Source organism: Pseudomonas syringae, assembly GCF_023278085.1.
Classification (GTDB): Bacteria; Pseudomonadota; Gammaproteobacteria; order Pseudomonadales; family Pseudomonadaceae; genus Aquipseudomonas; species Aquipseudomonas syringae_Q.
Map to the genome: position 1 here is coordinate 610484 of NZ_CP066265.1, position 25634 is coordinate 636117.

The 25634-nt window shown below is 60.1% G+C and carries 27 protein-coding genes and 1 pseudogene; 14 read left to right on the plus strand and 14 right to left on the minus strand.

The features are described 5' to 3' along the window. Positions 1–14 precede the first annotated feature (14 nt). The 7 genes and pseudogenes from I9H07_RS02860 to I9H07_RS02890 all read right to left on the minus strand — a co-directional run bounded on the left by I9H07_RS02860 (position 15) and on the right by I9H07_RS02890 (position 7224). Complete coding sequence (locus I9H07_RS02860) at positions 15–836, minus strand: phosphate/phosphite/phosphonate ABC transporter substrate-binding protein (RefSeq protein ID WP_058392929.1); 822 nt, start codon at positions 834–836, stop codon at positions 15–17. Between the two features lie 650 nt (positions 837–1486). Further along, the gene (locus I9H07_RS02865; RefSeq protein ID WP_003317071.1) at positions 1487–1726 is read right to left on the minus strand and encodes a hypothetical protein; all 240 of its coding nucleotides are present in this window, start codon (positions 1724–1726) and stop codon (positions 1487–1489) included. A 201-nt stretch (positions 1727–1927) separates the two neighbouring features. Next, positions 1928–4234, minus strand: coding sequence for a TonB-dependent receptor (locus I9H07_RS02870; RefSeq protein WP_236424520.1), 2307 nt, complete (start codon positions 4232–4234; stop codon positions 1928–1930). Between the two features lie 70 nt (positions 4235–4304). Continuing rightward, on the minus strand, positions 4305–4709 hold the full coding sequence (locus tag I9H07_RS02875; protein WP_236424519.1) for an ExbD/TolR family protein: 405 nt from the start codon (positions 4707–4709) through the stop codon (positions 4305–4307). 1 nt (position 4710) lies between these two features. Then, complete coding sequence (locus I9H07_RS02880) at positions 4711–5403, minus strand: MotA/TolQ/ExbB proton channel family protein (protein WP_024672298.1); 693 nt, start codon at positions 5401–5403, stop codon at positions 4711–4713. A 10-nt stretch (positions 5404–5413) separates the two neighbouring features. Continuing rightward, a pseudogene (locus I9H07_RS02885) lies at positions 5414–6239 on the minus strand (energy transducer TonB). A 166-nt stretch (positions 6240–6405) separates the two neighbouring features. Further along, positions 6406–7224: an alpha/beta fold hydrolase gene (locus I9H07_RS02890; protein WP_236424514.1), complete on the minus strand. Its 819-nt coding sequence runs from the start codon at positions 7222–7224 to the stop codon at positions 6406–6408. 277 nt (positions 7225–7501) lie between these two features. Between I9H07_RS02890 and I9H07_RS02895 the strand changes: the two genes are divergently transcribed. The 3 genes from I9H07_RS02895 to I9H07_RS02905 all read left to right on the plus strand — a co-directional run bounded on the left by I9H07_RS02895 (position 7502) and on the right by I9H07_RS02905 (position 11778). Continuing rightward, positions 7502–9808: a mechanosensitive ion channel family protein gene (locus I9H07_RS02895; protein WP_024672301.1), complete on the plus strand. Its 2307-nt coding sequence runs from the start codon at positions 7502–7504 to the stop codon at positions 9806–9808. A 163-nt stretch (positions 9809–9971) separates the two neighbouring features. After that, positions 9972–10856, plus strand: a complete 885-nt coding sequence (locus I9H07_RS02900) for a sugar nucleotide-binding protein (protein WP_032606100.1) — start codon at positions 9972–9974, stop codon at positions 10854–10856. Then, positions 10849–11778 carry an NAD-dependent epimerase/dehydratase family protein gene (locus tag I9H07_RS02905; RefSeq protein WP_236424512.1) on the plus strand — a complete coding sequence of 310 codons (930 nt, stop codon included), beginning with the start codon at positions 10849–10851 and terminating at the stop codon, positions 11776–11778. Before I9H07_RS02900 ends, I9H07_RS02905 begins: the two co-directional genes overlap by 8 nt. Positions 11779–11944: 166 nt before the next feature. Here the strand turns inward: I9H07_RS02905 and I9H07_RS02910 are convergent, their stop codons facing one another. From I9H07_RS02910 to I9H07_RS02930, 5 genes are all read right to left on the minus strand, one after another. Then, positions 11945–12631: an OmpW/AlkL family protein gene (locus tag I9H07_RS02910; protein WP_024673281.1), complete on the minus strand. Its 687-nt coding sequence runs from the start codon at positions 12629–12631 to the stop codon at positions 11945–11947. A 103-nt stretch (positions 12632–12734) separates the two neighbouring features. Beyond that, the gene (locus tag I9H07_RS02915) at positions 12735–13259 is read right to left on the minus strand and encodes a DUF3299 domain-containing protein (RefSeq protein WP_024673282.1); all 525 of its coding nucleotides are present in this window, start codon (positions 13257–13259) and stop codon (positions 12735–12737) included. 8 nt (positions 13260–13267) lie between these two features. Continuing rightward, positions 13268–14533, minus strand: a complete 1266-nt coding sequence (locus I9H07_RS02920) for an ABC transporter permease (RefSeq protein ID WP_236424510.1) — start codon at positions 14531–14533, stop codon at positions 13268–13270. A 1-nt stretch (position 14534) separates the two neighbouring features. Beyond that, positions 14535–15245 (minus strand): ABC transporter ATP-binding protein, encoded by a 711-nt coding sequence (locus I9H07_RS02925; RefSeq protein ID WP_024673284.1) that lies wholly within the window; start codon positions 15243–15245, stop codon positions 14535–14537. Positions 15246–15313: 68 nt separating this feature from the next. Then, on the minus strand, positions 15314–15901 hold the full coding sequence (locus tag I9H07_RS02930; RefSeq protein ID WP_058391974.1) for a DUF2796 domain-containing protein: 588 nt from the start codon (positions 15899–15901) through the stop codon (positions 15314–15316). A gap of 301 nt (positions 15902–16202) precedes the next feature. Between I9H07_RS02930 and I9H07_RS02935 the strand changes: the two genes are divergently transcribed. After that, the gene (locus I9H07_RS02935) at positions 16203–16625 is read left to right on the plus strand and encodes a nuclear transport factor 2 family protein (protein WP_024673286.1); all 423 of its coding nucleotides are present in this window, start codon (positions 16203–16205) and stop codon (positions 16623–16625) included. Between the two features lie 61 nt (positions 16626–16686). Next, the gene (locus tag I9H07_RS02940) at positions 16687–17040 is read left to right on the plus strand and encodes a hypothetical protein (protein WP_058391972.1); all 354 of its coding nucleotides are present in this window, start codon (positions 16687–16689) and stop codon (positions 17038–17040) included. Between the two features lie 48 nt (positions 17041–17088). On the opposite strand, the gene trxA is transcribed toward I9H07_RS02940, so the two are convergent. Next, positions 17089–17961, minus strand: a complete 873-nt coding sequence (trxA, locus tag I9H07_RS02945; RefSeq protein WP_024673288.1) for a thioredoxin — start codon at positions 17959–17961, stop codon at positions 17089–17091. Positions 17962–18234: 273 nt separating this feature from the next. Beyond that, entirely contained in the window at positions 18235–18684 is a 450-nt protein-coding gene (locus I9H07_RS02950) for a hypothetical protein (RefSeq protein WP_236424508.1), read from the minus strand. Between the two features lie 176 nt (positions 18685–18860). Here I9H07_RS02950 and nrdR point away from each other — a divergent pair, with 176 nt between their 5' ends. From nrdR to I9H07_RS02995, 9 genes are all read left to right on the plus strand, one after another. Beyond that, positions 18861–19325, plus strand: a complete 465-nt coding sequence (gene nrdR, locus I9H07_RS02955; RefSeq protein ID WP_005887199.1) for a transcriptional regulator NrdR — start codon at positions 18861–18863, stop codon at positions 19323–19325. Next, on the plus strand, positions 19322–20467 hold the full coding sequence (ribD, locus tag I9H07_RS02960; RefSeq protein WP_080394514.1) for a bifunctional diaminohydroxyphosphoribosylaminopyrimidine deaminase/5-amino-6-(5-phosphoribosylamino)uracil reductase RibD: 1146 nt from the start codon (positions 19322–19324) through the stop codon (positions 20465–20467). The genes nrdR and ribD overlap by 4 nt, the downstream gene beginning before the upstream one ends. A gap of 46 nt (positions 20468–20513) precedes the next feature. Beyond that, positions 20514–21176 (plus strand): riboflavin synthase, encoded by a 663-nt coding sequence (locus I9H07_RS02965; RefSeq protein WP_007250874.1) that lies wholly within the window; start codon positions 20514–20516, stop codon positions 21174–21176. A gap of 16 nt (positions 21177–21192) precedes the next feature. Continuing rightward, positions 21193–22284 (plus strand): bifunctional 3,4-dihydroxy-2-butanone-4-phosphate synthase/GTP cyclohydrolase II, encoded by a 1092-nt coding sequence (gene ribBA / locus I9H07_RS02970; RefSeq protein ID WP_024675312.1) that lies wholly within the window; start codon positions 21193–21195, stop codon positions 22282–22284. A 129-nt stretch (positions 22285–22413) separates the two neighbouring features. Then, a complete protein-coding gene (gene ribH / locus I9H07_RS02975) occupies positions 22414–22890 on the plus strand; it encodes a 6,7-dimethyl-8-ribityllumazine synthase (protein WP_024646173.1) in 477 nt (158 codons plus the stop codon). Further along, the gene (nusB, locus tag I9H07_RS02980; RefSeq protein ID WP_024646174.1) at positions 22887–23384 is read left to right on the plus strand and encodes a transcription antitermination factor NusB; all 498 of its coding nucleotides are present in this window, start codon (positions 22887–22889) and stop codon (positions 23382–23384) included. The genes ribH and nusB overlap by 4 nt, the downstream gene beginning before the upstream one ends. Before the next feature lie 16 nt (positions 23385–23400). Continuing rightward, complete coding sequence (gene thiL / locus I9H07_RS02985; protein ID WP_058391970.1) at positions 23401–24378, plus strand: thiamine-phosphate kinase; 978 nt, start codon at positions 23401–23403, stop codon at positions 24376–24378. Positions 24379–24500: 122 nt separating this feature from the next. Beyond that, entirely contained in the window at positions 24501–25118 is a 618-nt protein-coding gene (ribA, locus tag I9H07_RS02990; RefSeq protein WP_024675310.1) for a GTP cyclohydrolase II, read from the plus strand. Then, positions 25115–25528 carry a hypothetical protein gene (locus tag I9H07_RS02995; protein WP_024675309.1) on the plus strand — a complete coding sequence of 138 codons (414 nt, stop codon included), beginning with the start codon at positions 25115–25117 and terminating at the stop codon, positions 25526–25528. The genes ribA and I9H07_RS02995 overlap by 4 nt, the downstream gene beginning before the upstream one ends. The last annotated feature ends 106 nt before the right edge of the window (positions 25529–25634 follow it).

Below are 25634 nucleotides of genomic sequence, written 5' to 3' on the forward strand. Positions count from 1 at the left end.
AATTGTGAAATTATTTACTTACGGTTTGCTGGCAAACTATTGTAAAAATCACGATAAGCAGCATAATCCGCTTCCGTTGCAGGAATGAAAGTAATAGGTGTCGGTGCATGGACCAGTTCGGTCGCCTCATGAAGAATCTTGCTGCCGTAAGCATCATGTTGCATATTCAAAAATGCGTTGGCGACCGCATCACGTTCTTTTTTAGACACTCGAGGGGAGGCCATGAGGGCTAAATCATTGAACGGGGCTGAACTCCACAGTACGCGGAACGACTTTCCTTCTCTCTCAGTGTAGCCGCTGACAAGCTGCGAGTTGGCCCCCATCGCTTGAGCCTTGCCACTAAGGAGTTGGCTGAACGCGCCATCCATGTTTCCTGCAAACACAGTAGACGTGTTGATCCCTTTCTTTACCAATTCCGAGCTTGTGACTTTATAAGCAATGAACGCTTCGGGTCCCGGATAAACGACTTCCTTGCCCTCCAGTTCCGAAAGACTCTGGATGGGCGAGTCGGCAGGTACTACGATTTGTCCTTCGAGGGCAGGCGCGTCGCGGCGACCAAACACCTTCCAGCCCATCTTATCGCGTTCGGGGCTAAAGAGATGGTTGGTAAAAGCGAAATCAACTTCTTGTGCGAGCACATAACTTGTTGTATCAGAGGATGTTCGCCCTAGTTTCAGAGTAAGGTTCACTCCACTTTTTTCGGACACATACCTTATAATGGGATTCCAGAAACTGGCTGAAAGATTAAGGTTGTATTGATTGACAGGCGAAAAGTTGTACACTTTAAGCTCTTCAGAAGCCGCCACATTTGACAAGCCAACAGACAGGGCAATCATTATGGCTTTGCAGTGTAGGCGTAACTTCACTTGTTAACTCCAATGTATTATCACTTTTGCCAGGGGCGATTGGAGCTAACTTTAGCTTGGCAATCTAATACATGATCGGCCGAGACTCTTGAATCTTAAGCACCGTTTTCATAAATAAATAGTTACCTACCAGCCAGTCAGCACACCTGCCTGCCTCCGCCGCCAAAGGCGATGGTGTCCACCTCGAATTTCAAGGGAGCACCACGTGTAGCCTTTCAAGAGGGGTTGTCATGCAGCCACAACGCCGTGCCTGTTCCAGGTCGTTCAAGGCCCAGGTCAGTCAGGCGTGCGCGCGGTGCAGTGCAGTGCAGAAAAGGAAGATAGTTCTTGCGCCAGCATCAATGATGACGACCAGCGTTCCTATTGCAATGCCAGGCGGGGCGTCAGTAGTTGCACCAGTACCCATGACCATGACTTGCGCGCCCAGTGTGAGTCCGGAAGCACTGATTTTGGCTGTGCTGACTGACACTCCTTCTGACTGTCAGACGTCTGTCACTGCTCATCGCGACTGCTAGTGATGTAGGCCTGAGAAGCCGGTAAGAAAAGTATAAAAAGAAGCGTACCCGCTGCACGAGAGCCAGCTACGGTGCGACGGTCCACATCCCGCCTTCACACGGGCCCTACATCCTCAGCGCTATAGCCTCAGCCACCAGGCACTCCAGTGCGAACTGCTCGGTATAGGTCATCTGAATCGGCGTGGTTTCGCCCTTCACAGTCCTTTCGCCATCGAGAATGTAGCGAATGCGCTTGTCCGTCACACCGATACGCTTGGCGATCCACGAGGGTGTCTGGCCGATGCGGGAGATCAGTTTGTCGGCGTATTCGGTGGAAGGGTTGTAGAGTTCTGCGTTGGGTGTCATGTGATGTCCAGATAAAGGTCAGACGCTAGATAGGCGCAGAGTATGCAGCACCGTGCGCTGTTCGTCGCCGTGGGGCGGGCAACCGACACTTATTACGCAACTGATGCAGCGACGGGCAGATTGCCTTCGCGAGCAAGCTTGCTCCCACAAGAGCGTGCGTGGGGTCGAGCGATCCTTCGCCCGTCCACGGTCAGCAAACAATCAGAGCTTCACGCCCAGCGTCACGAACGCGCTACGCGGTGTGCCCACTTGAAGAATCTGCAAGTTGCCTGAAGGGTCGGCCGCCGCGCTGGCGTCGGTGTTAAGGGTGGAGATATAGCGCTTGTCGAACAGGTTGACCATGTTCAGCGAGACGGTGGTGTCCTTGAGGGCGCCGAGTTTGCCGAAGTCGTAACCGAGGTTGGCGTTCGCCAGCCAGTAGCCGCTGACACTGGAGTCGTTGGTGTAGGTGTAATAGCGTTTGCTGACGTAGTTGCCTTGCAAACCGGCATTCCAGTGTTCCCAGTTCCAGTCCAGGTTGCTCGAATACATCAACTTCGGCGTGTCGACCACGGTTTTGTCTTTGACATGCACCGTGTTGCCGCCGCTGACATAGTCATCGTCGTAGGTGCTGTGGTTATAGGACATGGAGTTGGACCAGCGCCAGTTTTCATTCGGTGTCAGGCCGAACGACAATTCCAGGCCGCGGCTGGTGACCGAACCGACGTTGGCCACGCCGTTCTGGCAGATCACGATCCCGGTGCAGTTGGTGATGGCGACCAGGCGATTATCAAACTTCGTGCTGTAGACCGCCGCCGAAGCTGAATACAGTTCGGTGCTGCGGCGCAGGCCCAGTTCGACGGTTTTCGAGGTCTCGGGCTTGAGGTCCTTGAAGCCGTTCTGCGCATTGACGGCGGTCTGCGTGGTGAAGAACGGGCTGTAACCACCACTCGGGAACGCCGCCATGTTTTCCGAATACGAGGTGAAGACTTCATCGTCTTCGTCGAGCTTGTAGGTCGCGCCGACTTGCGGCAAGAACCTGTCCCGCGCCTCGAGCGAACCGCTGGCATAACCGCCACCCTTACCCTCGGCGGTCGAGGTGGTGACCGTGTTTTTCGCACCGAACTCGAGTTTGAGGCGGTCATCGAGCAGGGTGTAGGTGTCGCGCAGGTAGAACTGTCGGGTCAGGTCGTTATAACTCTGGTCCAGCACCGTGGCGGCCAGCGGCAGCCCGTCAGTTTTGACGATATGGTTCTGCGGCGTTGCGTTGCTGGTGTCGAACAGGTAGCGGGCAATGTCGTTCTTGTTGGACTGAATCCAGAAGCCACCCTGAATTTCATGCTGCCCCAGGTAGTAGGTCAGCGAACTCTGGAAGCCGGTCCGGTCAATGCCATACACGGTGCTGCGAATCGAGTTGCTGGGCACGGTCGTCGAGCCGCTGGTGTAGATGAACGGGTAATAGGAATTACCCCGGCCGGAGTCGTGATGGTGATAGACGGTAGCGTCCAGGACCAGGTCATCGGTCAGCGAGAAGTTGCCGTTGAGAATATCCAGCTCGTCATCACGCAGGCTGCTGGCGTTGTAAGTGGCATCTCCGGCGCTGGTAACGCCGCCGGTATAAATGCCATTGGCGGCGTTGACTGCGCGGGTCCAGTTCGGCGTGTAGTAACTCCAGTTGTAGCCAAGGCGCTGGATAATGCTCTTCGACAGGTTCGGCAGGTTGGCTTCATCGTGAGACGAGGTGCTGTGAAAGAAACTCACCCGGTTATCGCCGAAGTTGTAATTGACCTTGGCGTTCACAGCGTCGGATTTCTGCGGGTTATCGTGGCCTTTCCAGGCATCGGCGTCGTACTTTTCTCCGGACACATAAGCCGACAGACCGTTGTACTCGCCGGTGTCGACGCGCATGAAGGTGCGCGAAGTGTCGTAGCTGCCCAGGGTTTGCGACAGGCGTGTGCCGAACTCTTTGTCCGGGTTGGAACTGGTGAACTGGATGGTGCCGCCCAGGTCGCTGTTCGACGCCGTACCCAGCGAACCGATACCGGGCGCCACCTCGCTGGCGCCGATATTTTCCGCGATGATTGCCCGGGTAATGCTCAGGCCGTTGAAGTTGCCGAAGCTCATGTTGCCCAGCGTGACGCCGTCCAGCGTGTAGCCCAGATGGTGCATGTCAAAGCCGCGCAGGCTGATGCGCTGGCTGCCTTCTTCGCGGCCCAGCGGGTCACCGGACTGGAAGTTCACCCCCGGCAGGCGTTGCAAGACTTTCAGCGGGCTGGTGCCTGCGGAATAGGCCTTCACATCCTTTTGCGTGACGCGCTGCACCTGCCGGGTTTCGCCCTGCCCGATCACCGAGACGGTGCCCAGTGTCATGGCTGCGCTGTCGTCGCTGGCGGTTGGCGTTACAGGTGCGGGCACGCTGTCGTCGGCCTGAATGAACGGGCTGATCAGACACAGTGAATTCAATGAAATCAGCAGCGCGAGGCGTGTTACCGGAAATCGGGGGGCGCGCGGTATCGATCGAGTGTTCATGAACGGTTTTCCTGGGGCGTCAGGGGGCCACGCTTGCGCGGGTAATTGGGAATGCAAGACGGGTTTTGGTTCAGGGGCTTTCAGTGATGACCGACAGGCGACTGATGCCCGCTTTCTGCACATCGGCCAGCACCTGAGCGACCCGGCCATAGCCCGTCGCCTGATCGGCGCGCAGGCTGACCGCGACGTCCGAGTCCTTGGCGTGCAGGTTTTGCAGGGCTTGCGGCAGGTCCTCCAGGGGCACCGCTTCACTGTCGATGAACACGCCGCCGCTGGCGTCGACACTCACGACCACCGGGCTGGCCTGATCCAGTGAGGTGGTGGCGACGGTTTGCGGCAGGTCCAGCGGGATGGAATTGTTGAGCAACGGCGCGGTGACAATGAACGTCACCAGCAGCACCAGCATGACGTCCACCAGCGGCGTGATGTTGATGTCGCTGATTGCATCGTCATCATTGGAAGTGGAAAAGGACATGTCAGATCACTCCTTTCAGGTTGGGGGCTGCCTTGTCGCGATGCTCGGGTTGCAGCCGGAAGGCGTTGCGCTGCGAGAGGTTGAGAAAGTCCACGGCAAACTCTTCCAGATCCGCGATCACCAGCTTCATGCGCCGTCCGAAAAAGTTGTAAGCCAGCACGGCGGGCACCGCGACAGCGATACCGACGCCGGTCGCGACCAGTGCTTCACCGATAGGCCCGGCGACCACCGCGATGCTGGCCGATCTGGCCTGGCTGATTGCGGTGAGCGCATGGATGATTCCGAACACGGTGCCGAACAGACCAATGAACGGCGCGGTGCTGCCGATCGAGGCAAGCAGAATCATGCCGCTCTCCAGATGGCGTCGTTCCTTGTGGATCTGCTGGCGCAGACTGCGCTCCAGCAAGTCCTGACGATTCCAGCTGTGGCCCAGGTCCGGCGAGTCATGGGGCGCGGCCAACGCTTGTGCGCCAGCATCGGTCAGGCGCGCCAGGCTGCCTTCGCCGTGGGGCATCTGTAGCGCGTTCTGCAAGTCGCGTGCGGCCCAGAAATCGGTGGCGTAGCGTCGATTCTGGCGAGCCAGTCGCCAGTGCTGGAGCGTTTTGCCAAGCAGCAATGCCCAGGTCACCAGTGAGAAGATCACCAGCAGCATCATCGACGTCTGGGTAATGATTACGGAGTAAGCGGTGTTCATGACGTAAGCCTCAGGGTGCGAGTTTGAAAGCCATGGGCACGTTGACCCAACCTTCAACCGGGGTATCGCCGCGTTTGGCGGGAATAAAGGTCCATTGCCGAACAGCGGCCTGCGCGGCTTCATCCAGCGCCGGTACGCCGCTGGTTTGCTGCACTTGCACCTGATCGGCGCGGCCGTTGGGCAGCACGTGGACACGCAGCAAGGTCGTGCCTTCCTGATGCCGGCGTGCAGCCGCAGGCGGGTACACCGGCGGCGGGTTATTCAGGTAGCCCGCGCGGCCTATCGGCGCGGTGGTGGTTTGCGCTGCTGCCGGCGCAGGCTTTGAAGGGGCAAGCGTCGGTGTGGGTGCAGACGTTGTCGGCGTTGAAGAAGGTGCCGGTTCGGCAGGTTTCGCCAGCGTTTTTGCAGGGGCCGGTGCCGGTCTGGGGTGTGCCTTAGGCTTGGGCTGCTCGACAGGCTTCGGCTCGGCGGGCGCAGACTTTTGGGGTGGCGCAGGCGCAGGCGGTTCTGGCTGTTGCACAGGCTCGGGCGGTGGCGGCGTCGGTTGTGCGGGCTGGCGGAGGGGCCGGTGGTACCCATTGCACCGTGATCGGCATGGGCGGCGTTGGTTCGGGCACTTGCGGATGATCGGCCATCAGCCAGAACGCCAGTGCGCCATGCAGCACGAGGGCAACCAGAATCGCCAGCGCATTGCCGGACCATGCGTTCGGAATGACGCTGCCTTGAGGCGGTACGAACAGCGAGGACGGCGCAACAAAACGCAGGCTGGCAGGCAGCTCAGGCTGGGTGCGGCGCTCATGCGGTGGTAGTCGGCGTGGCAGGATCAGCGTTGACATGAGTTCAGCTCACCATTGAAAGAATGCGAGCTCGACGCGTTGGCGAAGAGCCCGCTTCAACTGGTGCTGATATTAATACTCATAGTGTGTATTAATTATGACCGATGCCAGACGATCCTGTTTTTTCTGTCATGGGCTGGCGCAGGGATTTTCGGAGGCTGACGGATCAGCCCTTGAGAAACGTCAGCAAATCTTCGTTCAGTTGCTGCGCATGGGTCACGGCAAAACCGTGCGGTGCTCCCGGATAAACCTTCAGCTCGGCGCCCTTGATCATCGCCGCCGCGCGCTTGCCGGAGGCCTCGAACGGAACAACCTGGTCGCCATCGCCATGGATGACCAGCGTCGGCACATCTATCTTCGCCATGTCCGGACGGAAATCCGTCGCTGAGAACGCGGTGACGCAGTCCAGCGTGCCTTTGAGCGAGGCGAGCAGTGCGATGTTCAAGGTCTGGGTCTGTACGCCTTCGGAAACTGTCTGGCCTTTGTTCAAACCGTAGAACGGCGTGGCAAAGTCGCTGATGAATTGGGCGCGGTCCTTGAGCAGGCCTTCCTTGATGCCGTCGAACACCGACTGGTCGACGCCTTCCGGGTTGTCGTCCGTCTTGAGGAAGAACGGCGTGACCGAGCCCAGCAAGGCCAGTTTGGCCACCCGCTCGCTGCCATGACGGGCGATGTAGCGTGCCACGTCGCCGCCGCCCATGGAGAAACCGACCAGCGTCACGTCGCGCAGGTCGAGGTGCTCGATCAGCGCCGCGATGTCGTCGGCGAAGGTATCGTACTCATAGCCGGTCCAGGGCTGGCTTGAGCGGCCAAAGCCACGGCGGTCAAAGGCGATAGTGCGGTAGCCCTTACTGCTGAGGTACTCCATCTGGTATTCCCACATATCAGCATCCAGCGGCCAGCCATGGCTGAACAGTACCGGCTTGCCCGTGCCCCAGTCTTTGTAATAGATCTCGGTGCCGTCTTGCGTGGTGAACGTGCTCATGCAGATTCCTCTCGATGTCGGGTTGATCGGGCAAGCGCCTTGGCGGACAGGCTCATGCACGCCTTCGGCCGCTCCCGATTATTCCGGCAGTGGGCGCTTTGCATAGTTCAGTCGGGCAGACTGCGCGCACTGGCCTGACGAAATTTTCTGAAACATCGGCTTATTGTATTTCCCTTCCATAACCGAACTTGCCGGGCATATGGGAATCAGTTCCATGGGGCCGAAGCGTGCTTTGACCCGTCCATGGTTTGACTTGCCCATTGAAGGAGAGAACTGCGTGGCGTCTCAGCTGAAAATCTTGATCCTTTCGGGTCTGCTGCTCTTCGCAGGCAGTTTCAATCTTCAGGCCGCCGATGTACCCGCGCTACCGATGGGCGCTGCAGTGCCAGCGGACGACAAGGCGGCTGAAAAAGCCGATACCAAGGCCGCTGACAAATCAGCCGCCAAACCGGATGAAAAAGCGCCTGACAAGACGGAGGCCAAGTCAGACGCTGCGGCCGACCCGGCTGCGGCTGATCCTGCGGCAGAGCTTCTGGTGCAGGGCGGTTTGCTCGGCGCCATCAGTACCAGCATCGATGACGTCCAGCAAAAGCTCAACCTGGACGACAACCTGTTCGATGCCTGGCGTTTGCGTGCCGACCGTGCCGCCGACGAGCTGGAAAAACTGGTCAACAAGCGCACGACGCGTTCTCCCTGGAGCGTCGTTGGCGACTTTCTTGCGCTGTCGTTTGTGTGGATAGGCGCATTCGCGGTGCTGACCACGCTGGGTCGTTTTCTGGCCGTGCGCTTGTGCCGAACGCCATTCATCCAGGTGCGCGAACGCAGTCAGGCACTGCTCAAATACGTATTGCCGTTCACCTTGCCCGCGATCATCTGCCTGCCACTGACCCTGTACGTCAGTCACTTCATGCCGTCGTCGGTCGGCCGGGCGCTGGCGCTGTGTTTCGCTTACGCCACCAGCAGCGGCATCGTGTCGACGTCGGTGCTGCTGTGCGTGATCGTGATGTTCAACTCCGGCCACAAGCGCGCTGCCGTGCGCATGATTCGCCGCTACGCGCCAAAACCACTGTTTGTGGTGGGCTTTCTGGCGGCGTTGAGCGACGCGCTGACCAGCCCGCAGATCGCCCGTCAACTGGGCAGCAACGTCACCACCAGTGTCGCGGTGTTTGCCGGGTTGTTCGCCTCGGTGGTGTTCTGCATGTTGATCATTAAAGTGCGACGTCCGGTGGCGCACCTGATTCGTAACCGGTCGTTGGGCAGTCGTCTGCACAGGCCTGCGCTGCAACAATCACTGAAGATATTCTCGAACCTGTGGCACCTGCCGATCCTGCTGATGATTCTGGTCTCGGCGATCAACCTGATCGGTGCCGGCGAAGACAGTCAGGAAGCACTGCGCTGCGCGTTGTTCACCACCATTTTGCTGATCGCGACGGTATTCCTGAGCACTGTATTTCAGCACATGTTCAAACCGACCGAATCTCTGGGGCGTGGCGGGCATGTGTATAAGGCGCGGCTGCTGAGCCTGGTGTACGCGGTGCTGCGCATCGCGCTGGCGATCACCTTCATTGAAGTATTGGGGCGTATCTGGGGCTTCTCGATGTTCGAGTTTGCCCAACGCAATACGCTGGGCCGGGTCATCAGTGATTCGCTGAGCAGCATCGGCCTGATCTTCGTGGTCACCTGGCTGTTGTGGGTGGTGCTCGACACGGCCATTCAGGAAGCCCTCAAACCGCCGGTCAATCATCGTAGCGGACGCCAGCCAAGCACGCGCATCAAGACCATTCTGCCGCTGCTGCGTAATGCGGTGAAAATCATTCTGGTGGTGATCTGCGCCATCACCACCATGGCCAATCTGGGTATCAACGTCGCGCCGCTGCTGGCCGGTGCCGGGGTGGTCGGTCTGGCTATCGGCTTCGGTTCTCAGCAGTTGGTACAGGACGTTATTACCGGCCTGTTCATCATCATCGAAGACACGTTCTCGGTGGGCGACTGGGTGGTGCTCAGCACCGGTCATTCCGGGACGGTTGAAAGCCTGACTATCCGAACCGTGCGCCTGCGCGATGGTAAGGGCTTCGTCCATTCGGTGCCGTTCGGCCAGATCAAGGCGGTCACCAACCAGTCACGGCAATTCGCTTACGCGTTTTTCTCGGTGCGCTTCACCTACGACTCCGACATTGATGACGCGCTGGCGCTGATCCGCGAAACCGGCCAGTCGATCAGCGAAGACATCCTGCTCAAGCACAACCTGCAAGGGCCGCTGGAAGTGTTCGGCGTCGACAGCATGGACCTCAACGGCATGGTGCTGACCGCGCAGTTCCGAACGTCTTCCGGCGGGCAATACGCGGTAGGGCGCGCCTTTAACGAACGCCTCAAGCGGCTTGTGGATAAAAATCCGAACGTGCGTTTCGCGCAGACTTATCCACAGATGGTCATGGGGCCGGGCTTCAATAATCCGCAGGCGGGCGCCGAGTCTGAAGGGCCGCCCGCGCCTTCAGACCCGGCTGCCGCCACGCCGTCTGCGCCTGCACCCGCGCCGCTGGGTCTGCCCAAGGGCAACAGCCCGCCGGGGCCTGCCGCTCAGTAGTTCGCCGTGTGATCTGTCAGGGGTAAGACGCTGTAACGCCTTGTTCCGGCGTCATTAACCCGACAGGCTGCGCAACTGTTGGGGGTTGGCAGCCAACGTGTTATGTTTGCAGGCGTTTTTCAATTGTTTGTTTGATTACTCTGATACCGAGCCTGCTGACTCTATGCGTATGCGCCTTATGCTGTTGGGCGGCGGGAATGCCCTCGGGCAGGCGCTGATTCGTCTGGGTGCCGAGGAAGACATTGGCTTTCTCGCACCACGTCCACCGCAAGACGGCTGGGACGTGGCAAGCCTGACGCAACTGCTCGATGACACCCGTCCCGATGCCTTGATCAACCTTGCTTACTACTTCGACTGGTTTCAGGCGGAGACTGTGAGCGAAGCGCGTCTGACCCACCAGGAACGCTCTGTCGAGCGCCTGGCCGAACTGTGTCAGCACCACAACATCACGCTGGTCCAGCCGTCCAGTTATCGTGTCTTTGATGGCTCGCGGGCGACGGCCTACAGCGAAAAGGACGAGCCAGTGCCGTTGGGTCTGCGCGGCCAGGCGCTGTGGCGTATCGAACAAAGCGTGCGCGCGACCTGCCCGCAACATGTGCTGGTGCGTTTCGGCTGGTTGCTGGACGACAGCGCCGACGGTGTACTGGGCCGCTTTCTGTCGCGTGCCAAAGAACCCGGCGAGCTGCTGCTTGCCGATGATCGACGTGGCAACCCGACGCCGGTCGACGATGCGGCGCGAGTGATCATCTCGGTCGTCAAGCAACTCGATTGCGAAGCGCCGCTGTGGGGCACTTACCACTACGCCGGGCACGAGGCGACCACGCCGCTGGCGCTGGGGCAGGCGGTGCTTACCGAAGCGCGGCTGCTGCATGAGCTGGCAATCGAATCGCCCACTGCGCAGGCACATGCCGCGCGTCCCGACGCAGCCGAAGAACCGCAACACGCGGTGCTGGCCTGCAAGAAAATTCTTCACACCTTCGGCATCAAGCCCCGCGCCTGGCGAGCCGGCTTGCCAAGCCTTCTGGATCGGTATTATCGACATGTCTGACGCTCCTGTTTTGATCACTGGAGGCGCTGGTTTCATTGGCTCGCACCTGGCTGACGCATTGCTCGCCAACGGGCACAGCGTGCGTATCCTCGACAATCTCTCGGCGGGCAAGCGCAGCAATCTTCCGCTCGATAACCCACGGGTAGAGTTGATCGTCGGTGACGTCGCCGATGCGGCGCTGGTCAAGCGCGCCGCGCAGGGTTGTCAGGCCGTCGTGCATCTCGCCGCCGTTGCATCGGTGCAAGCCTCGGTCGACGACCCGGTGCGTACCCACCAGAGCAACTTCATCGGCACATTGAATGTCTGCGAAGCGATGCGTGAAGCCGGTATCAAACGCGTGGTCTTCGCTTCCAGTGCGGCCGTCTATGGCAACAATGGCGAAGGCGAGGCGATCACCGAAGACACCCCCAAAGCGCCGTTGACTCCCTATGCATCGGACAAGCTGGCCAGCGAGTACTACCTGGACTTCTACCGACGTCAGCATGGCCTGGAACCGGTCATCTTCCGCTTCTTCAACATCTTCGGCCCGCGTCAGGACCCGTCGTCGCCGTACTCCGGCGTGATCAGCATCTTTGCCGAACGCGTCCAGAACGGCCTGCCGATCACTGTGTTTGGCGACGGCGAGCAGACGCGTGACTTCTTCTACGTCGGTGACCTGCTCAAGCTGCTGCTGCAGGCTCTGTCGCGGGACAGTGCCATCGAAGGCGCGGTCAATGTCGGCCTGAACAAGACCTCGTCGCTCAACGAACTGCTGGCTGCGCTTTCGCAGGTTGTCGGCAAACAGCCGGAAGTCAGCTATCAGGCCCCACGCTCGGGCGACATCAAACACTCCCGCGCCAGCAACCAGCGCTTGCTGGAACACTTCACCCTCGACGAGCCAACGCCACTGGTGCGCGGGCTTGAGTTGTTGATGGGGCAGTGAGCCCCGCATCAATCACTGATCCTCCCCACGCTCTGCGTGGTGACGCATTTCTGGACGCTCTGCGTCCGAGAGTGGTAGCCAGGAATCCGCGACGCGCCGCTCAAACCACAAAAAACGAAGGCACCCGATGAGGGTGCCTTTGTGTGTGGCGCTTGAGGTCTGTAGGTCAGAACTTGTAACCCACACCCACCATGTATACCCATGGATCGATATCCACATCGACTCTGGTCTTGCTGACGGCCAGGGCTGACGGGCCGTCCACGCTGGCTTCGGTGTCGATGTCGACATACCAGACCGAGGCGTTGACCAGCACGTTTTCGGTAATCATGTAGTCCATACCCAACTGTGCGGCCAGGCCGACCGAGTCCTTGAGCTTGAGGTTGCTGAAGCCCTGATTCTTGCGGTTGCTGGTCAGGTCATTGTCGAAGAACGTGGTGTAGTTGATGCCCACGCCTGCATACGGCTGGAATCTGGACGAAGGCTCCATCGGGTAGTACTGCAGCGACAGGGTGGGCGGCAGTTGTTTGATGTCGGCCAGTTTGCCGTCCAGGCCAGGGCCCAGGCCTTTGACCGATACGGTGTGGCTGAACGGCGTGGCGGCCAGCAGTTCGATGCCGACGTGTTGGGTCAGCATGTAAGCGAAGGTCAGGCCGAGCTGGTTTTCGCCGTTGACCGTGGCTTTGGTGCCGGGAACCTTGGCGCCATCGAGACGGACTTCGCCGCTGTCTTCGTTAGGCTGGACGTGCGCGACACCGGCGCGAACAATGAAGTCGCCTTCTTCATAGGCGTGTGCCGCGACCGGGGCGGTGAGGGCGAGCGCGACAAGGGACGCGCGTAGCAGGTGCTTGTTCATGGAGGCTCCAGGGATCAGTCAAAATTTATGGGCGTAATGTTAAAGCGCTGTCGAGCGGCGACTTTGACTCAGCTCAATGAAATCGCTGGGAACCTCGTCATCCTCATGAATCCGGCAACTCGTAGACAAGAATCTTGTCTGCCTGCATCTGATAACCCGCTTCTGCCAGCTCGCTGCTTGACGATTTGGCCTGCATCGGTCCTTCGATCCAGTACGGCTGATACAGCTCATCGACCTTCACGCCCAGCTCACTCGTGACATGCACGATCTGGTTCGCTGGCGGCGGCGGCACATGTATGCAGGCACCGAAATACGGCACCAGCAAAAACTCCGTCACTCTGCCTTCTTCGCTGACCTCAAGCGGCACAATGTAGCCCGGCAAACGCACCATCTGACCATCCAGCGCCTTGACCACCGGCGCATGCGGGGCCAGTTGATGGGCGGCAGGCGCCGCCTCCATGGCCAGTGCATCGGACAGCTTCGACATGTCGTGCAGTGGCGCCGTTACCGGTTTCACCACAGGTGCGTCGGGTGGAATCATGTCATTCCAGGTCAGTTCACGCGGCTCGGCGGCCCACAATTGAGTGGTAACCGAGAGCAGCAGAGTGAGTAGCATGCGCCGCATCATGAAGGTCCTCATAAACGAATCGACAGTCCATCGGCCAGTGACTGCCTGTAGGCTCGCCAGGCTGGCACGGTTCCCATCAACAGCGCGCAACCGAGAATGCCACCCAGTAATGTCCATTCATATTGGCCAGGTGGCATAGACGAGAGGTACAGGCCGTAGTTTTCGAGCACATAGTCACGGGCCGCGAAAATGCCGAGATAGAGCAGCGCAAGGCCACTGACGACCCCGGCCAGCGCGAGCGCGAACGCTTCAAGTATGAGCAGGCTTGCGATATGCCAGGGTCGTGCGCCGACCGAGCGCAGGATCGCCATTTCCCGGCGACGCTCGTTGAGGCTGGTGAGAATCGCGGTGAGCATGCCGATCAGTCCGGTCAGCACCACGAACAGGGAAATCACGAACAGCGCTTTTTCGGCGGTGCCCATCAAACTCCACAGCTCCTGCAAGGCCACGCCCGGCAGGATCGCCAGCATCGGCTCGCCACGGTACTCATTGATTTCGCGTTGCAGGCTGAACGTCGAGATCTTGCTGTTCAGGCCCAGCATGAACGCGGTAATCGCACTGGGCGTCAGGTCCATGTTGCGCGCCTGATCGGCGGAAATGCGTTCGTTGCCGCGTGCCGGAGCGCCGTTGTGCCAATCGATATGAATAGCTTCCATGCCGCCCAGGCTGATATGCAATGTGCGGTCCACGGGCGTGCCGGTCGGTTTCAGAACACCGACTACGGTAAACGGTTTGTCGTCATGCTTGACCAGGCTGATCGCCGCCACGCCGTGCGCCAACACCAGCTTGTCGCCCAGTTTGTAATGCAGCGCCTTGGCCACTTCAGAGCCCAGCACCACTTCGAACGGATCGGTCTTGAACTCGCGCCCCTCGGCCATTTCCAGGTGTTGCTGGCGACCGAACTGGTAATGCTCGAAATACGCTTCGTTGGTGCCCATCACCCGATAGCCACGGTGTGAGTCGCCCAGCGAAATCGGGATCGCCCATTTGACCTGCTTGCTTTGCGCAAAATGCTCGAAGCTGTCCCAGCGAATGTTGTTGGTGGCATTGCCGATGCGGAACACCGAATACAACAACAGATTGATCGAGCCGGAGCGCGCACCGACGATCAGATCGGTGCCGCTGATGGTGCTGGCGAAACTGGCGCGGGCCTCAGTGCGCACCCGTTCCACGGCCAGCAGCAGGCACACTGACAGGGCGATGGCGAAGGCAGTGAGAAAGGCGGTGAAGCGGCGATTGGCCAGGCTGGCGATGGCCAGACGAAACAGATACATCTCAACTCTCCACAGCGACGGCGGCGCGATTCAGGTCGCTCAGCGACAGATTGCGATCAAACAGGGGGGCCAGGCTCTGGTCATGACTGACGAACAGCAGGCTGGCCCCGGCCTCGCGGCATTCGGCGAACAACAAGCGGATGAACGCCTCTCGCGAGTCGGCATCCAGCGCGGACGTCGGCTCGTCGGCAATCACCAGTTCCGGCTGACCGATCAATGCCCGGGCGGCGGCCACGCGTTGCTGCTGGCCGATGGACAGCGAGTCGGCGCGGCGGACGAGCATTGCCGGATCTTTCAGGCCCAGGTGGGCGAGCAGGGTGGTGGTGGCTTTTTCCACGCTGCCATGGCGTTGCCTGGCACGCTCTGCGCGGACCTTGGAAAAGTGACAGGGCAGCTCGATGTTTTCTCGCACCGACAGAAACGGCAGCAGGTTGAACTGCTGGAAGATGTAGCCGGTGTGATCGACACGAAAACGATCACGCGCCGCTGACGACAGGCCCGACAGTTCCTGATTCAACAGACGGATGCTGCCACTGACGGGTTTTTGCACGCCGCCGAGCAAACCCAGCAGTGTGGTTTTGCCGCTGCCGCTGGGGCCTTTGAGGAACAGCGTTTCGCCGGTTTGCAGGCGGAAGCTGGGGATGTCCAGCAGTTGAGGATGACCAGGCCAGTTGAAGCTCAGGTCCGACAACTCGATCAGTGCTTGGGTCATGGCTGACTCACGCTCGGTTGGAAATTAAAAGACCGGGCCAGGCCCGGTCGTGGTGCCACAGGGTGCGATCAGAATTTCAGCGTCGGATTCGCTGCAATCACTTCTGCGCCCGACTGGCCGCCCGGCGAAATCAGTTGTACCTGAAGCTTCTTGGTGTCGGGAAAGGTTTTGAATATTTGCGACAGGTCGAGCTTCTTCAGAATAGCCGGCGCGTCACAGACGAACTTGTAGTGACCGTGGATTTCACTGTGCTCGTGATGATCTGCGTCGCCCGCTTCGGCGTGTTCTTCGTGATCATCATCCTTGTCGCCAAACAGCGGGCTTTCCAGCTTCACTGAGGTGGCCGAGCAGTTGGCCGCATCGGCAATGCTGAACAGTGCGTTGGGCTTGAGCAGCAATTCACGCGCCTTGGCCACTTTGGCCTTGTCTTCGTCTGACGTCGCAACGTGTTCGAAGCCCACGATGTTCATGGCCGGGCTGTCGAATTCGAACTCCAGGGTCTTGCCTTCCAGCACCACGTCCAGACGCCCGACACCGTGCTCGTGCGCGCCAAGGCTGCCGTGTTCGTCGCCGTGATCATGATCGTGTTCTTCAGCAGCATGGGCGGCAACCAGTGGCAGCAGGGCAAAGGGCAGGGCAAGTAGCAAGCGGCGCATAGCGGACTCCGGGGCATCGTTCGAAAAACTGTTATGTGATCTTATAACAATCACATCGGTGAGTGGACGTGTTTTTTATTCGCCGTGCGGATGGAGGTTTGCTTGCAGCGCAGTATTCGACGGTGTCATCCGGAATACCGGCGCCAGTGCTTATGCCGAACGGGTCTCACACTCTGCATCATCGAGTCCTACTCTGTAACATGAAAATCGCTACACCTGCGCCGGATGCACCGGAATGATGTTCACCTCCAGTGGGGACGGCATTCGACCTGAGCCGAGTGCATTATCAAGGAAGATATCGATGAACAAGCTCCATCCGAACAGAGAAATCCTGCGTGCGGTGTACAAGGATCTGACACGCATTATCGAGTTTGCTGATGCCGACATTGTGCTGCACAAGGCGGATCAGGGTGCTGGCGGCGGCTTATCCATTGCCATTGGCAAAGACGCGGTGCTGGCCCATGAGATCAATCTGCTCAGGTGTATAGGCCAGACCTTGTACATGGACATCCACGATATCGTTGCCAACGATCACTTCGGTTCGGTATTGGGGGAGATGCGCGCCAGTTGCGAGGGCCGCAGAATCATCATGCCCTTCTGCGGCCTGTGGCGGTTTCGGGATGGCAGGATTGTCGAGCACTGGGAAAACGTCTATGACGTGCGGGCGCTGGGCGACTTCATGAACGGCAAGCAACCGACCGTCAACCAGTGGCGTTACGCGTGAGCATGGGAATACCGGTCAGCCTGTGGGAGCATGTGCGCCTGATTGTCAGCAGGTAAACATCATGTTGCGTATTCGTGGAACCGTAGGCGAGTGGCCGGTGGATTTGACCCTTGAACTGGACGAAAGCGACTGGGCCCAACTGGGGGCACAGCTTAAAGCGGTCGCCCCCGAGGTGTCGGCAGTCGAGGTCGAAGGCAAACCGGTCAATCAGGATGAAAGGCTGTGGCAGGTTGCTCAGGAGTTACTGCAGAAGGCCGGGCACATGAGCGGACCGGACCTGTTGGCGCAACTGGAAGGGCTGACCGGCAGCACGGCGGCAGGCAAGCATTTGCTGGTGCGCTTGCGTCATTCTGCCAACGTGAAAGTCGAGAGTGGCGGCGATGCGCCGTTGTACCGCTGGATCGAGACGGTTTGATCCGAGGATCAGCAACAGGCACCGAAGCAGTGCCTGTTGCTTGATAGCTTAGTACAGCGCAGCAAACAGCTTACGGCGGTAGGCCGTGACCAGCGGGTGATCGTTGCCCAGCAGGTCGAACACCTGCAGCAAGGTTTTGTGCGGCAGGCCCTCGGCGTAATTGCGGTTGCGGATGAACAGCTTGAGCAGACCGTCGAGCGCTGCTTCGTACTGTTGGCGCGACAACTGCTGAATTGCCAGTTGATGCGCGGCTTCATCATCTTGCGGGTTTTGCGCCAGACGGCTTTTCAGCTCGGCGGCATCCGGCAGGGTGGCGGCTTCGGCAAGAAACATCAGCTGCGCCTTGGCGCCTGCCAGGTCGGCCTTGTGGGCATCGCCAGTGACGGCATCCAGTACGGCTTTGGCTTCGCCCAGCTCGCCCCGTTCCGCTAGGCAGCGCGCGTACAGAATGAGCGCTGCAGCGTTAGTGTTGTCTTCACCCAGCAGTGCCTTGAGCACTGCCTCGGCCTCGGAGAAGCGGCTTTCGGCAAACAGCGCCTGCGCCTGCTTGAGCGGGTCGGCGGCTGGCGGTGGCGGCATGACGACGTGCTGGTCGAGAATCTTGCGAATCTCCGACTCCGGCTGGGCTCCGGCAAAACCGTCCACCGGCTGGCCGTCCTTGAACAGCACCACGGTCGGCAGGCTGCGAATACCGAAACGTGCAACGACATCCGGTTCGGCGTCGCAATTGACCTTGGCCAGCAGCAGCTCGCCTTGATAACTCTCGGTGATTTGCTGCAACAGCGGCATCAAGACCTTGCAGGGCGCACACCACTCGGCCCAGAAATCGACCAGTACCGGCTGATCGAATGACTTGTCGATCACCAGTTGATCGAAGGTCGCGGTGGTCGCGTCGAAGATGTAAGCAGTGTCCTGGCTCATTGCACGTCTCGAAGATTCTGAATGCCGCCAACTATAAAGCCCACAGGGCAATGCTGAAAGCGGCGTAGCTGAGTCTGGCTCCAACGCTCCGTGTCGCCACACCTGCCGGAGCGTGCGGAAACTAAACTATCGTGCGACGCTCCGCGTCGCCATGCCGTTCCGGACGCTCCGCGTCCTCTTTGCGACGCAGAGCGTCGAGAAATGCATTCCGACGCCGGAGCGTGCGGAACGATAACGTCAACTATCGTGCCCGCTGCAGATATTACGGAGCAATCATGGTGCCTTGACGAACTGCAACTGCCCTAACGCCTGAGTCGTCGGCTGACCGATACGCATCGACGGCAGGTGCAGGATCAACTGCCCGGACTGGCTGGCGCGGCCGCGCAGTTCTACACGCCCACCTACCGGAAACGCTTCCGGATTGAAGCGCAGCTGGAACGGCAGCGATTGGCCGTTGCCCTTGAGCAAGGTATTGGTCAGCAGTTTTTGTGGACGACCGCGGTCGTCGATCACCAGCATCGCCAGCTCGACTTCGGCCCCGGCCGGAACGCCCAGCAATTGCCCGCTGATTTCACGCTGAAAAGGTTGCAGCGGACCTGGCCCGGCTGGCAGCTTGATCGATGGTGCAACCGGCGGGGCGGCAGCGGGTTTTGGAGCGTCGTTGCTGCTGCAGGCGGCCAGCAAGCCAACGAGGCCTAGCAAAAACAGGGTTCGTAGCGTCATCAAAAGCTCCACAAGGCAAAAATCAAAAGGCTGCGCGACGCCAGAGCTGCAGTATTACCGAGCGCGGGCAATTTAACATCGCTTTAATGCGCGTCTATATACCGCAAAGCCCCAGCCTTGTCTTGCCGACAGGATGCGCTAACATGGCGCTCCTCATTCTTTCGTTGCCAGCCACCATGCACTGTCCCTTCTGCGGTGCCAATGACACCAAAGTCATCGACTCCCGCCTCGTCGCCGAAGGCGAGCAAGTACGCCGCCGACGCGAATGCCTGGCCTGCGGCGAGCGCTTCACCACGTTCGAAACCGCCGAGCTGGTCTTGCCGCGCCTGATCAAGCAGGACGGCAGCCGCCAGCCTTTCGATGAAGAAAAGCTGCGTGCCGGCATGCAGCGCGCCCTCGAAAAGCGTCCGGTGAGTGTCGAGCGTCTTGAAGCGGCGCTGGCGCACATCAAGCACAAGCTGCGGGCAACCGGTGAGCGTGAAGTCAAATCTCTGGTGGTCGGTGAGCTGGTCATGACCGAGCTGCAAAAGCTCGACGAAGTGGCCTACATCCGCTTTGCCTCGGTGTACCGCCGCTTTCAGGATCTCAACGAATTTCGTGAAGAAATCGACCGTCTGGCCCGCGAGCCGGGTAAGGAATGAGTGCAGTGTTGACTGAACAGGCCGCCCTCGACGTTCATTACATGGCACGTGCGCTGGAACTGGCGCGCAAGGGCCTTTACTCCACACACCCCAATCCGCGCGTCGGCTGCGTCATCGTGCGTGATGGCCAGATCGTCGGTGAGGGCTGGCATGCCCGTGCAGGCGAGCCGCATGCCGAGGTGCATGCGCTGCGTCAGGCGGGTGAGCTTGCCCGAGGCGCGACGGCTTACGTCACGCTTGAACCATGCAGTCATCAGGGGCGTACGCCGCCCTGTGCCGATGCCTTGGTGGAGGCCGGGCTGGCGCGAGTCGTTGCCGCGATGCAGGACCCTAATCCCGAAGTCTCGGGTCGCGGGCTGCTGCGCCTGATGAATGCTGGCATCGGTGTTCAATGCGGCGTGCTGGAAAGCGAAGCGCGGGCGCTGAATAAAGGTTTTCTCAAGCGCATGGAAACCGGTCGGCCTTATATAAGGGTCAAGCTGGCCATGAGCCTGGATGGTCGAACGGCCATGGCCAGTGGTGAAAGCCAATGGATCACCGGCCCGGAAGCCCGCTCGGCGGTGCAACGTCTGCGCGCACAGTCAAGTGTGGTCCTGACAGGTGCTGACACGGTGCTGGCAGACAACGCACGCCTGACCGTGCGCCCTGACGAGCTGGGGCTGAGCGCAGAAATGAGTGCCTTGGCCGCCAGCCGTCCGCCGTTGCGCGTATTGATTGACGGGCGCTTGCGTGTGCCGCTGGACGCGCCGTTCTTTCAGGCCGGCAGTGCGCTGGTTGTGACCTGTGCCGCTGCGTCGGCGCGGGGTCGTTATCAGGAAGACGGTCACGAGATGCTGGCACTGGCCGACAGCGCCGGTCACGTTGACCTGCGCAAACTGATGGGCGAGCTGGCAAGCCGTGGCATCAACGAGGTGCTGGTCGAGGCCGGTCCGCGTCTGGCGGGTGCCTTTGCGCGTCTCGGGCTGGTCGACGAGTTTCAGATTTTCATCGCCGGCAAGTTTCTCGGCTCATCGGCCCGGCCGCTGCTTGACCTGCCGCTGGCGCAGATGAGTGAAGCGCTGGAGCTGAATATCGTGGAAATGCGGGCCGTCGGCAATGACTGGCGAGTCATTGCTCTCCCTGTCTTCGCACCCGGCGTATAATTCCCGGCTTCGCCTAGCGCGCAGCCCCTGTTCTCCCGGAGGACCCATGTTTACCGGCATTATCGAATCAATCGGCAGCATCCGCGCCCTGACTCCCAAGGGTGGCGACGTCCGCGTTTACGTGGAAACCGGCAAGCTCGACCTGAGCGACGTCAAACTCGGTGACAGCATTGCCGTGAATGGCGTGTGCCTGACCGCTGTCGAGCTGCCTGGCGACGGCTTTTGGGCGGATGTCAGCCGGGAAACCCTGACGGTTACTGCCTTTGTCGATCTGAAGAGCGGCAGCCGGGTCAATCTGGAAAAGGCCCTGACGCCGACCACCCGTCTGGGTGGCCATCTGGTCAGCGGGCATGTCGACGGTGTAGGCGAAATCGTCTCCCGTGCCGAGAACGCCCGCGCCATTCAGTTCACGGTGCGTGCGCCCCGTGAACTGGCCAAATACATCGCCCACAAAGGCTCGATCACGGTCGACGGCACCAGCCTGACCGTCAACTCGGTCAACGGTGCAGAGTTCGAGCTGACCATCGTGCCGCATACCTGGAGCGAAACCATCATGGCCGACTACCAGCCGGGCCGTAAGGTCAATCTGGAAGTCGATCTGCTGGCGCGTTATCTGGAGCGTCTGTTACTGGGCGACAAGGCTGCAGAGCCGGGCCACGGCACGATCACCGAAAGCTTTCTGGCCGAGAACGGCTACCTGAAATCCTGAATCAAGGGGGTGCCGTGTGGCGCTCAACAGTATCGAAGAACTGGTTGAAGACATTCGCCAAGGCAAGATGGTCATCCTCATGGATGACGAAGACCGCGAGAACGAAGGCGACCTGATCATGGCCGCCGAGTGCGTGAAGCCCGAGCACATCAACTTCATGGCGCGTTTTGCCCGTGGTCTGATCTGCATGCCGATGACTCGCGAGCGCTGCGAAACCCTCAAGCTGCCCCTGATGGCGCCGCGCAACGGTTCAGGTTTCGGCACCAAGTTCACCGTTTCCATCGAAGCTGCCGAAGGCGTGACCACCGGTATCTCGGCAGCCGACCGTGCACGCACCGTGCAGGCCGCCGCCGCCAAGGACGCCAAAGCCGAAGATATCGTCAGCCCGGGGCACATTTTCCCGTTGATGGCTCAGGCGGGTGGCACCTTGGCACGCGCCGGTCACACCGAAGCAGCGTGTGATCTGGCACGCATGGCCGGTTTCGAGCCGTCGGGCCTGATCTGCGAAGTCATGAACGACGACGGCACCATGTCGCGTCGCGCCGAACTTGAAGCATTTGCCCAGCAACACGACATCAAGATCGGCACCATCGCCGACCTGATTCACTACCGGATGATCCACGAACGTACCGTTCAGCGGATTGCCGAGCAGCCGATGGACAGCGAACTGGGCAGTTTCAACCTGGTGACTTATCGCGATTCGGTCGAGGGCGATGTGCATCTGGCACTGACCCTGGGCAAGATCTGCGCAGAAGAACCCACCCTCGTTCGCGTCCATAACATGGACCCGCTGCGCGACCTGCTGATGGTCAAGCAGCCCGGCCGCTGGAGCCTGCGCGCCGCAATGCGCGCGGTCAGCGAGGCGGGCAGTGGCGTGGTGCTGTTGCTGGGTCACCCGCTGGATGGCGATGTGTTGCTGGCCCACATCCGGGAAACCGCCGGGCAACAACCGATCAAGACGCCGACCACTTACAGCACGGTCGGCGCCGGTTCGCAGATCCTTCGTGACCTCGGTGTGCGCAAAATGCGCCTGATGAGTTCACCGATGAAGTTCAATGCGATATCCGGTTTCGATCTGGAAGTTGTAGAATACGTGCCCTCCGAATAAATACCGGCAGGTTGGCGCGTGCGGAAGACGGTTTTTCGCAGGTTTCGGTCTGACGGTTGCGATTCGTGGCCTACTATCCCTCAAAGTCCGCCTGAAGGCGGGCTTGCTCTTTAATACGAGACTCACCGAATGACCTTGAAGACCATCGAAGGTACTTTCATCGCTCCCCAGGGCCGCTACGCTCTGGTGGTTGGCCGTTTCAACAGCTTCGTCGTGGAAAGCCTGGTTAGCGGTGCCGTTGATGCGCTGGTACGCCACGGCGTCAGCGAAAGCGACATCACCATCATCCGCGCGCCGGGTGCTTTCGAGATTCCCCTGGTTGTGCAGAAAGTCGCTCAGCGCAGCGAGTTTTCGGCGATCGTCGCGCTGGGCGCGGTGATTCGTGGCGGTACCCCGCACTTCGAATACGTGGCAGGCGAGTGCGTCAAAGGCTTGTCCCAGGTGTCCATGGAGTTCGGCATTCCAGTCGCTTTCGGTGTGTTGACGGTCGATTCTATCGAACAGGCCATCGAGCGTTCCGGCACCAAAGCCGGTAACAAGGGCGCTGAAGCTGCGCTGTCCGCCATCGAAATGGTCAGCCTGCTGTCGCAGTTGGAGGCCAAGTGATTTCCGACGATACCGACCAGTTCAACCCACGCGACGCCAAAGCGCCGGAAATCGCCAAAGGCAAGAGCGCCAAACGTCGCGAAGCACGGCAGATGGCAACTCAGGCCCTGTACCAACGGCACATGGCTGGCCACGCGCTGAACGAAATCGAAGCGCAGTTTCGTGTCGACAACGATTTCAGCAACGTCGACGGCACCTACTTCCGTGAGCTGCTGCACGGTGTGGCGACCAACCAGACCGAGATCGACGCTGCTCTGGCACCTTGCCTTGATCTGACCATCGAAGAACTCGACCCGATCGAGCTGGCGGTACTGCGCCTGTCCACCTTCGAACTGCTCAAGCGCATCGACGTGCCTTATCGCGTGGTGATCAACGAAGGCATTGAGCTGGCGAAAGTCTACGGCTCCACTGACGGCCACAAGTTCGTCAATGGTGTGCTGGACAAGCTGGCACCGCGCCTGCGTGAAGTCGAAGTGAAGGCCCACAAGCGCTGATTCGCGCCTGACCTTCATGGGAGAGTTCGAGCTGATCCGCAATTACTTCGCCACTGCGCCCTGCGCGCAGGCGGGCGAAGACGTTGCACTGGGGATCGGCGACGACTGCGCGCTGCTGGCGTTACCGCCCGGCGAGCAGTTGGCGATCTCGACCGACACCCTGGTTGCCGGGGTGCATTTTCCCGATATCTGCGACCCTTTTCTGCTCGGCCAGCGTGCCCTGGCAGTGTCTGCCAGTGATCTGGCGGCCATGGGCGCTCGCCCGATTGCCTTTACCCTTGCCTTGACCCTGCCGCACGTCGATGCCGACTGGCTGCAGGCATTCGCGCGTGGTCTGAACCAGATGGCGCAAGGCTGTGCGCTGCGCCTGATCGGCGGTGATACCACGCGTGGTCCGCTTAGCCTGACGATGACAGTGTTTGGCAGTGTGCCCACCGGGCTTGCCCTGACCCGCAGCGGCGCTCGCGAAGGCGATCTGCTGTGTGTCGGCGGCGCGCTCGGCGACGCTGCTGGAGCATTGCCACTGGTATTGAATCAGCGCAGCGCCGAGGCTTCGATTGCCCAGCCGTTGCTGGCCCGCTACTGGTCGCCACAACCGCAGTTAGCGCTGGGTCAGGCCTTGCGCGGCAGGGCTACATCGGCGCTGGATATCTCCGACGGTCTGCTCGCGGACTGCGGGCATATCGCCCGCGCTTCGGGTGTGCGTCTGTTGATCGAATGCGACAGGTTGCCGATATCGGAGCCGCTGCTGGCGCTGCTTGGTCTGCAGGCCGCCCGGCAAGCAGCGCTGAGTGGTGGTGACGATTACATTCTGGCGTTCACCTTGCCATCCGCACAGCTGCCCGGTTTGCAGGCTGCTGGCTGGCCCGTGCAGGTGATCGGACGGGCAGAGGCGGGGCAGGGCGTGGTCTTGCTCGACAGTGCCGGTAACGACATCACGCCCGATACGCGCGGCTATCAGCATTTCGGCAGCGCGGCGTGCAAGGACAGCTAAAGTCTATGCATCGAACTTTATGATCTAAATGCCCGAGAATTCGCGCTGAGCGTCCGTAAGAACCTGCTGTTACAATGCAGATCTTGCGAATTTCCAGCCTTCATACTGATCAGGAGCACCCGGTGCCCGTCGTATTTGTTGCCGCTTCCAAGCTGCCTACACCCTTTGCAGAATTTGCCATGCACGGCTTTATCGAGTCGGCAACCGGCCGTGAACATGTTGTCCTGAGTCTGGGTGACGTCGCCGATGGCGCACCGGTTCTTGGTCGTGTGCATTCCGAATGCCTGACAGGCGACGCGCTGTTCAGCCAGCGTTGCGATTGCGGCTCCCAGCTTGAAGCCGCTCTGCGCGCCATCGCCACCGAAGGGCGCGGCGTATTGCTGTATCTGCGTCAGGAAGGGCGCGGTATTGGCCTGATGAACAAGATCCGCGCCTATGAGCTACAGGACGGTGGTGCCGATACCGTCGAGGCCAATGAGCGTCTGGGCTTTGCTGCCGATCAACGTGATTACGCGATCTGCCTGCCGATGCTTCAGCATCTGGGCGTTCAGTCGCTGCGCCTGATGACCAACAACCCGCGCAAGGTCAAAGCGCTGACCGACATGGGCATCAAGGTCGCCGAGCGAGTGCCGTTGCACACCGGGCAGAACCCGCACAATCGACTTTACCTGGCAACCAAGGCCGGCAAGCTGGGACACATGATGGGCAATGAGCATCAAAGCGAGGTCGGTCCGGCGTGACGCGCAGTGAGGTCCGTCAAAAGCTGGAAATGGCATGGTGGCGCCAACTGGGGCTGACCCTGGCGCCATTGTTGGTGGTCTGTCTGTTTTTCGGCTCCAGTGAACCGCTCATTCCAGTACTGGCAATGCCGCTGTTCATCGCCGGTATCGGCTCGATGTTCGTCAGCGTGAAGCCGTTCGGGGCTTACAAGCGCGCATTGGCAGCCACTCAGGCCTCAATCGATACGCCTGAAGAGCCTGCGGCCTGGATCAAACTCGCCGCAGTCCGTCGTTTTGCCTTTCTCGCTGCCGGGCTCCCCGCCTGGATCGCCGCTGTCGCTGTGCTGTTCGGCCTGCACCCGCTACCCGTCTGCCTGCTGGCGTTTTCCAGCGTGGTGCTGCTGTACCTGTATCGGCTTCCGACAGCCTGACGCTGAGGGTGCGGGGGCACGCCCGTCGGGCAGAAGCCTGAAAGCCCTGTCTTCCGGGCTCTCCAGAACTTGTATGTAACGATGACGGCTGGGCGGTGAGGGCCGA

Coding starts and splice junctions, on each gene's coding strand:
- I9H07_RS02890 (WP_236424514.1), bottom strand. CDS start 7,224: ATGAGCACGTTCACCACGCAAGACGGCACCGAGATCTATTACAAAGAC.
- I9H07_RS02935 (WP_024673286.1), top strand. CDS start 16,203: ATGAACAAGCTCCATCCGAACAGAGAAATCCTGCGTGCGGTGTACAAG.
- I9H07_RS02930 (WP_058391974.1), bottom strand. CDS start 15,901: ATGCGCCGCTTGCTACTTGCCCTGCCCTTTGCCCTGCTGCCACTGGTT.
- nrdR (WP_005887199.1), top strand. CDS start 18,861: ATGCACTGTCCCTTCTGCGGTGCCAATGACACCAAAGTCATCGACTCC.
- thiL (WP_058391970.1), top strand. CDS start 23,401: ATGGGAGAGTTCGAGCTGATCCGCAATTACTTCGCCACTGCGCCCTGC.
- I9H07_RS02860 (WP_058392929.1), bottom strand. CDS start 836: ATGATTGCCCTGTCTGTTGGCTTGTCAAATGTGGCGGCTTCTGAAGAG.
- I9H07_RS02865 (WP_003317071.1), bottom strand. CDS start 1,726: ATGACACCCAACGCAGAACTCTACAACCCTTCCACCGAATACGCCGAC.
- trxA (WP_024673288.1), bottom strand. CDS start 17,961: ATGAGCCAGGACACTGCTTACATCTTCGACGCGACCACCGCGACCTTC.
- I9H07_RS02950 (WP_236424508.1), bottom strand. CDS start 18,684: ATGACGCTACGAACCCTGTTTTTGCTAGGCCTCGTTGGCTTGCTGGCC.
- ribH (WP_024646173.1), top strand. CDS start 22,414: ATGACCTTGAAGACCATCGAAGGTACTTTCATCGCTCCCCAGGGCCGC.
- I9H07_RS02905 (WP_236424512.1), top strand. CDS start 10,849: ATGTCTGACGCTCCTGTTTTGATCACTGGAGGCGCTGGTTTCATTGGC.
- I9H07_RS02920 (WP_236424510.1), bottom strand. CDS start 14,533: ATGTATCTGTTTCGTCTGGCCATCGCCAGCCTGGCCAATCGCCGCTTC.
- I9H07_RS02965 (WP_007250874.1), top strand. CDS start 20,514: ATGTTTACCGGCATTATCGAATCAATCGGCAGCATCCGCGCCCTGACT.
- I9H07_RS02875 (WP_236424519.1), bottom strand. CDS start 4,709: ATGTCCTTTTCCACTTCCAATGATGACGATGCAATCAGCGACATCAAC.
- I9H07_RS02925 (WP_024673284.1), bottom strand. CDS start 15,245: ATGACCCAAGCACTGATCGAGTTGTCGGACCTGAGCTTCAACTGGCCT.
- ribD (WP_080394514.1), top strand. CDS start 19,322: ATGAGTGCAGTGTTGACTGAACAGGCCGCCCTCGACGTTCATTACATG.
- I9H07_RS02940 (WP_058391972.1), top strand. CDS start 16,687: ATGTTGCGTATTCGTGGAACCGTAGGCGAGTGGCCGGTGGATTTGACC.
- I9H07_RS02880 (WP_024672298.1), bottom strand. CDS start 5,403: ATGAACACCGCTTACTCCGTAATCATTACCCAGACGTCGATGATGCTG.
- I9H07_RS02915 (WP_024673282.1), bottom strand. CDS start 13,259: ATGATGCGGCGCATGCTACTCACTCTGCTGCTCTCGGTTACCACTCAA.
- I9H07_RS02910 (WP_024673281.1), bottom strand. CDS start 12,631: ATGAACAAGCACCTGCTACGCGCGTCCCTTGTCGCGCTCGCCCTCACC.
- I9H07_RS02900 (WP_032606100.1), top strand. CDS start 9,972: ATGCGTATGCGCCTTATGCTGTTGGGCGGCGGGAATGCCCTCGGGCAG.
- I9H07_RS02870 (WP_236424520.1), bottom strand. CDS start 4,234: ATGAACACTCGATCGATACCGCGCGCCCCCCGATTTCCGGTAACACGC.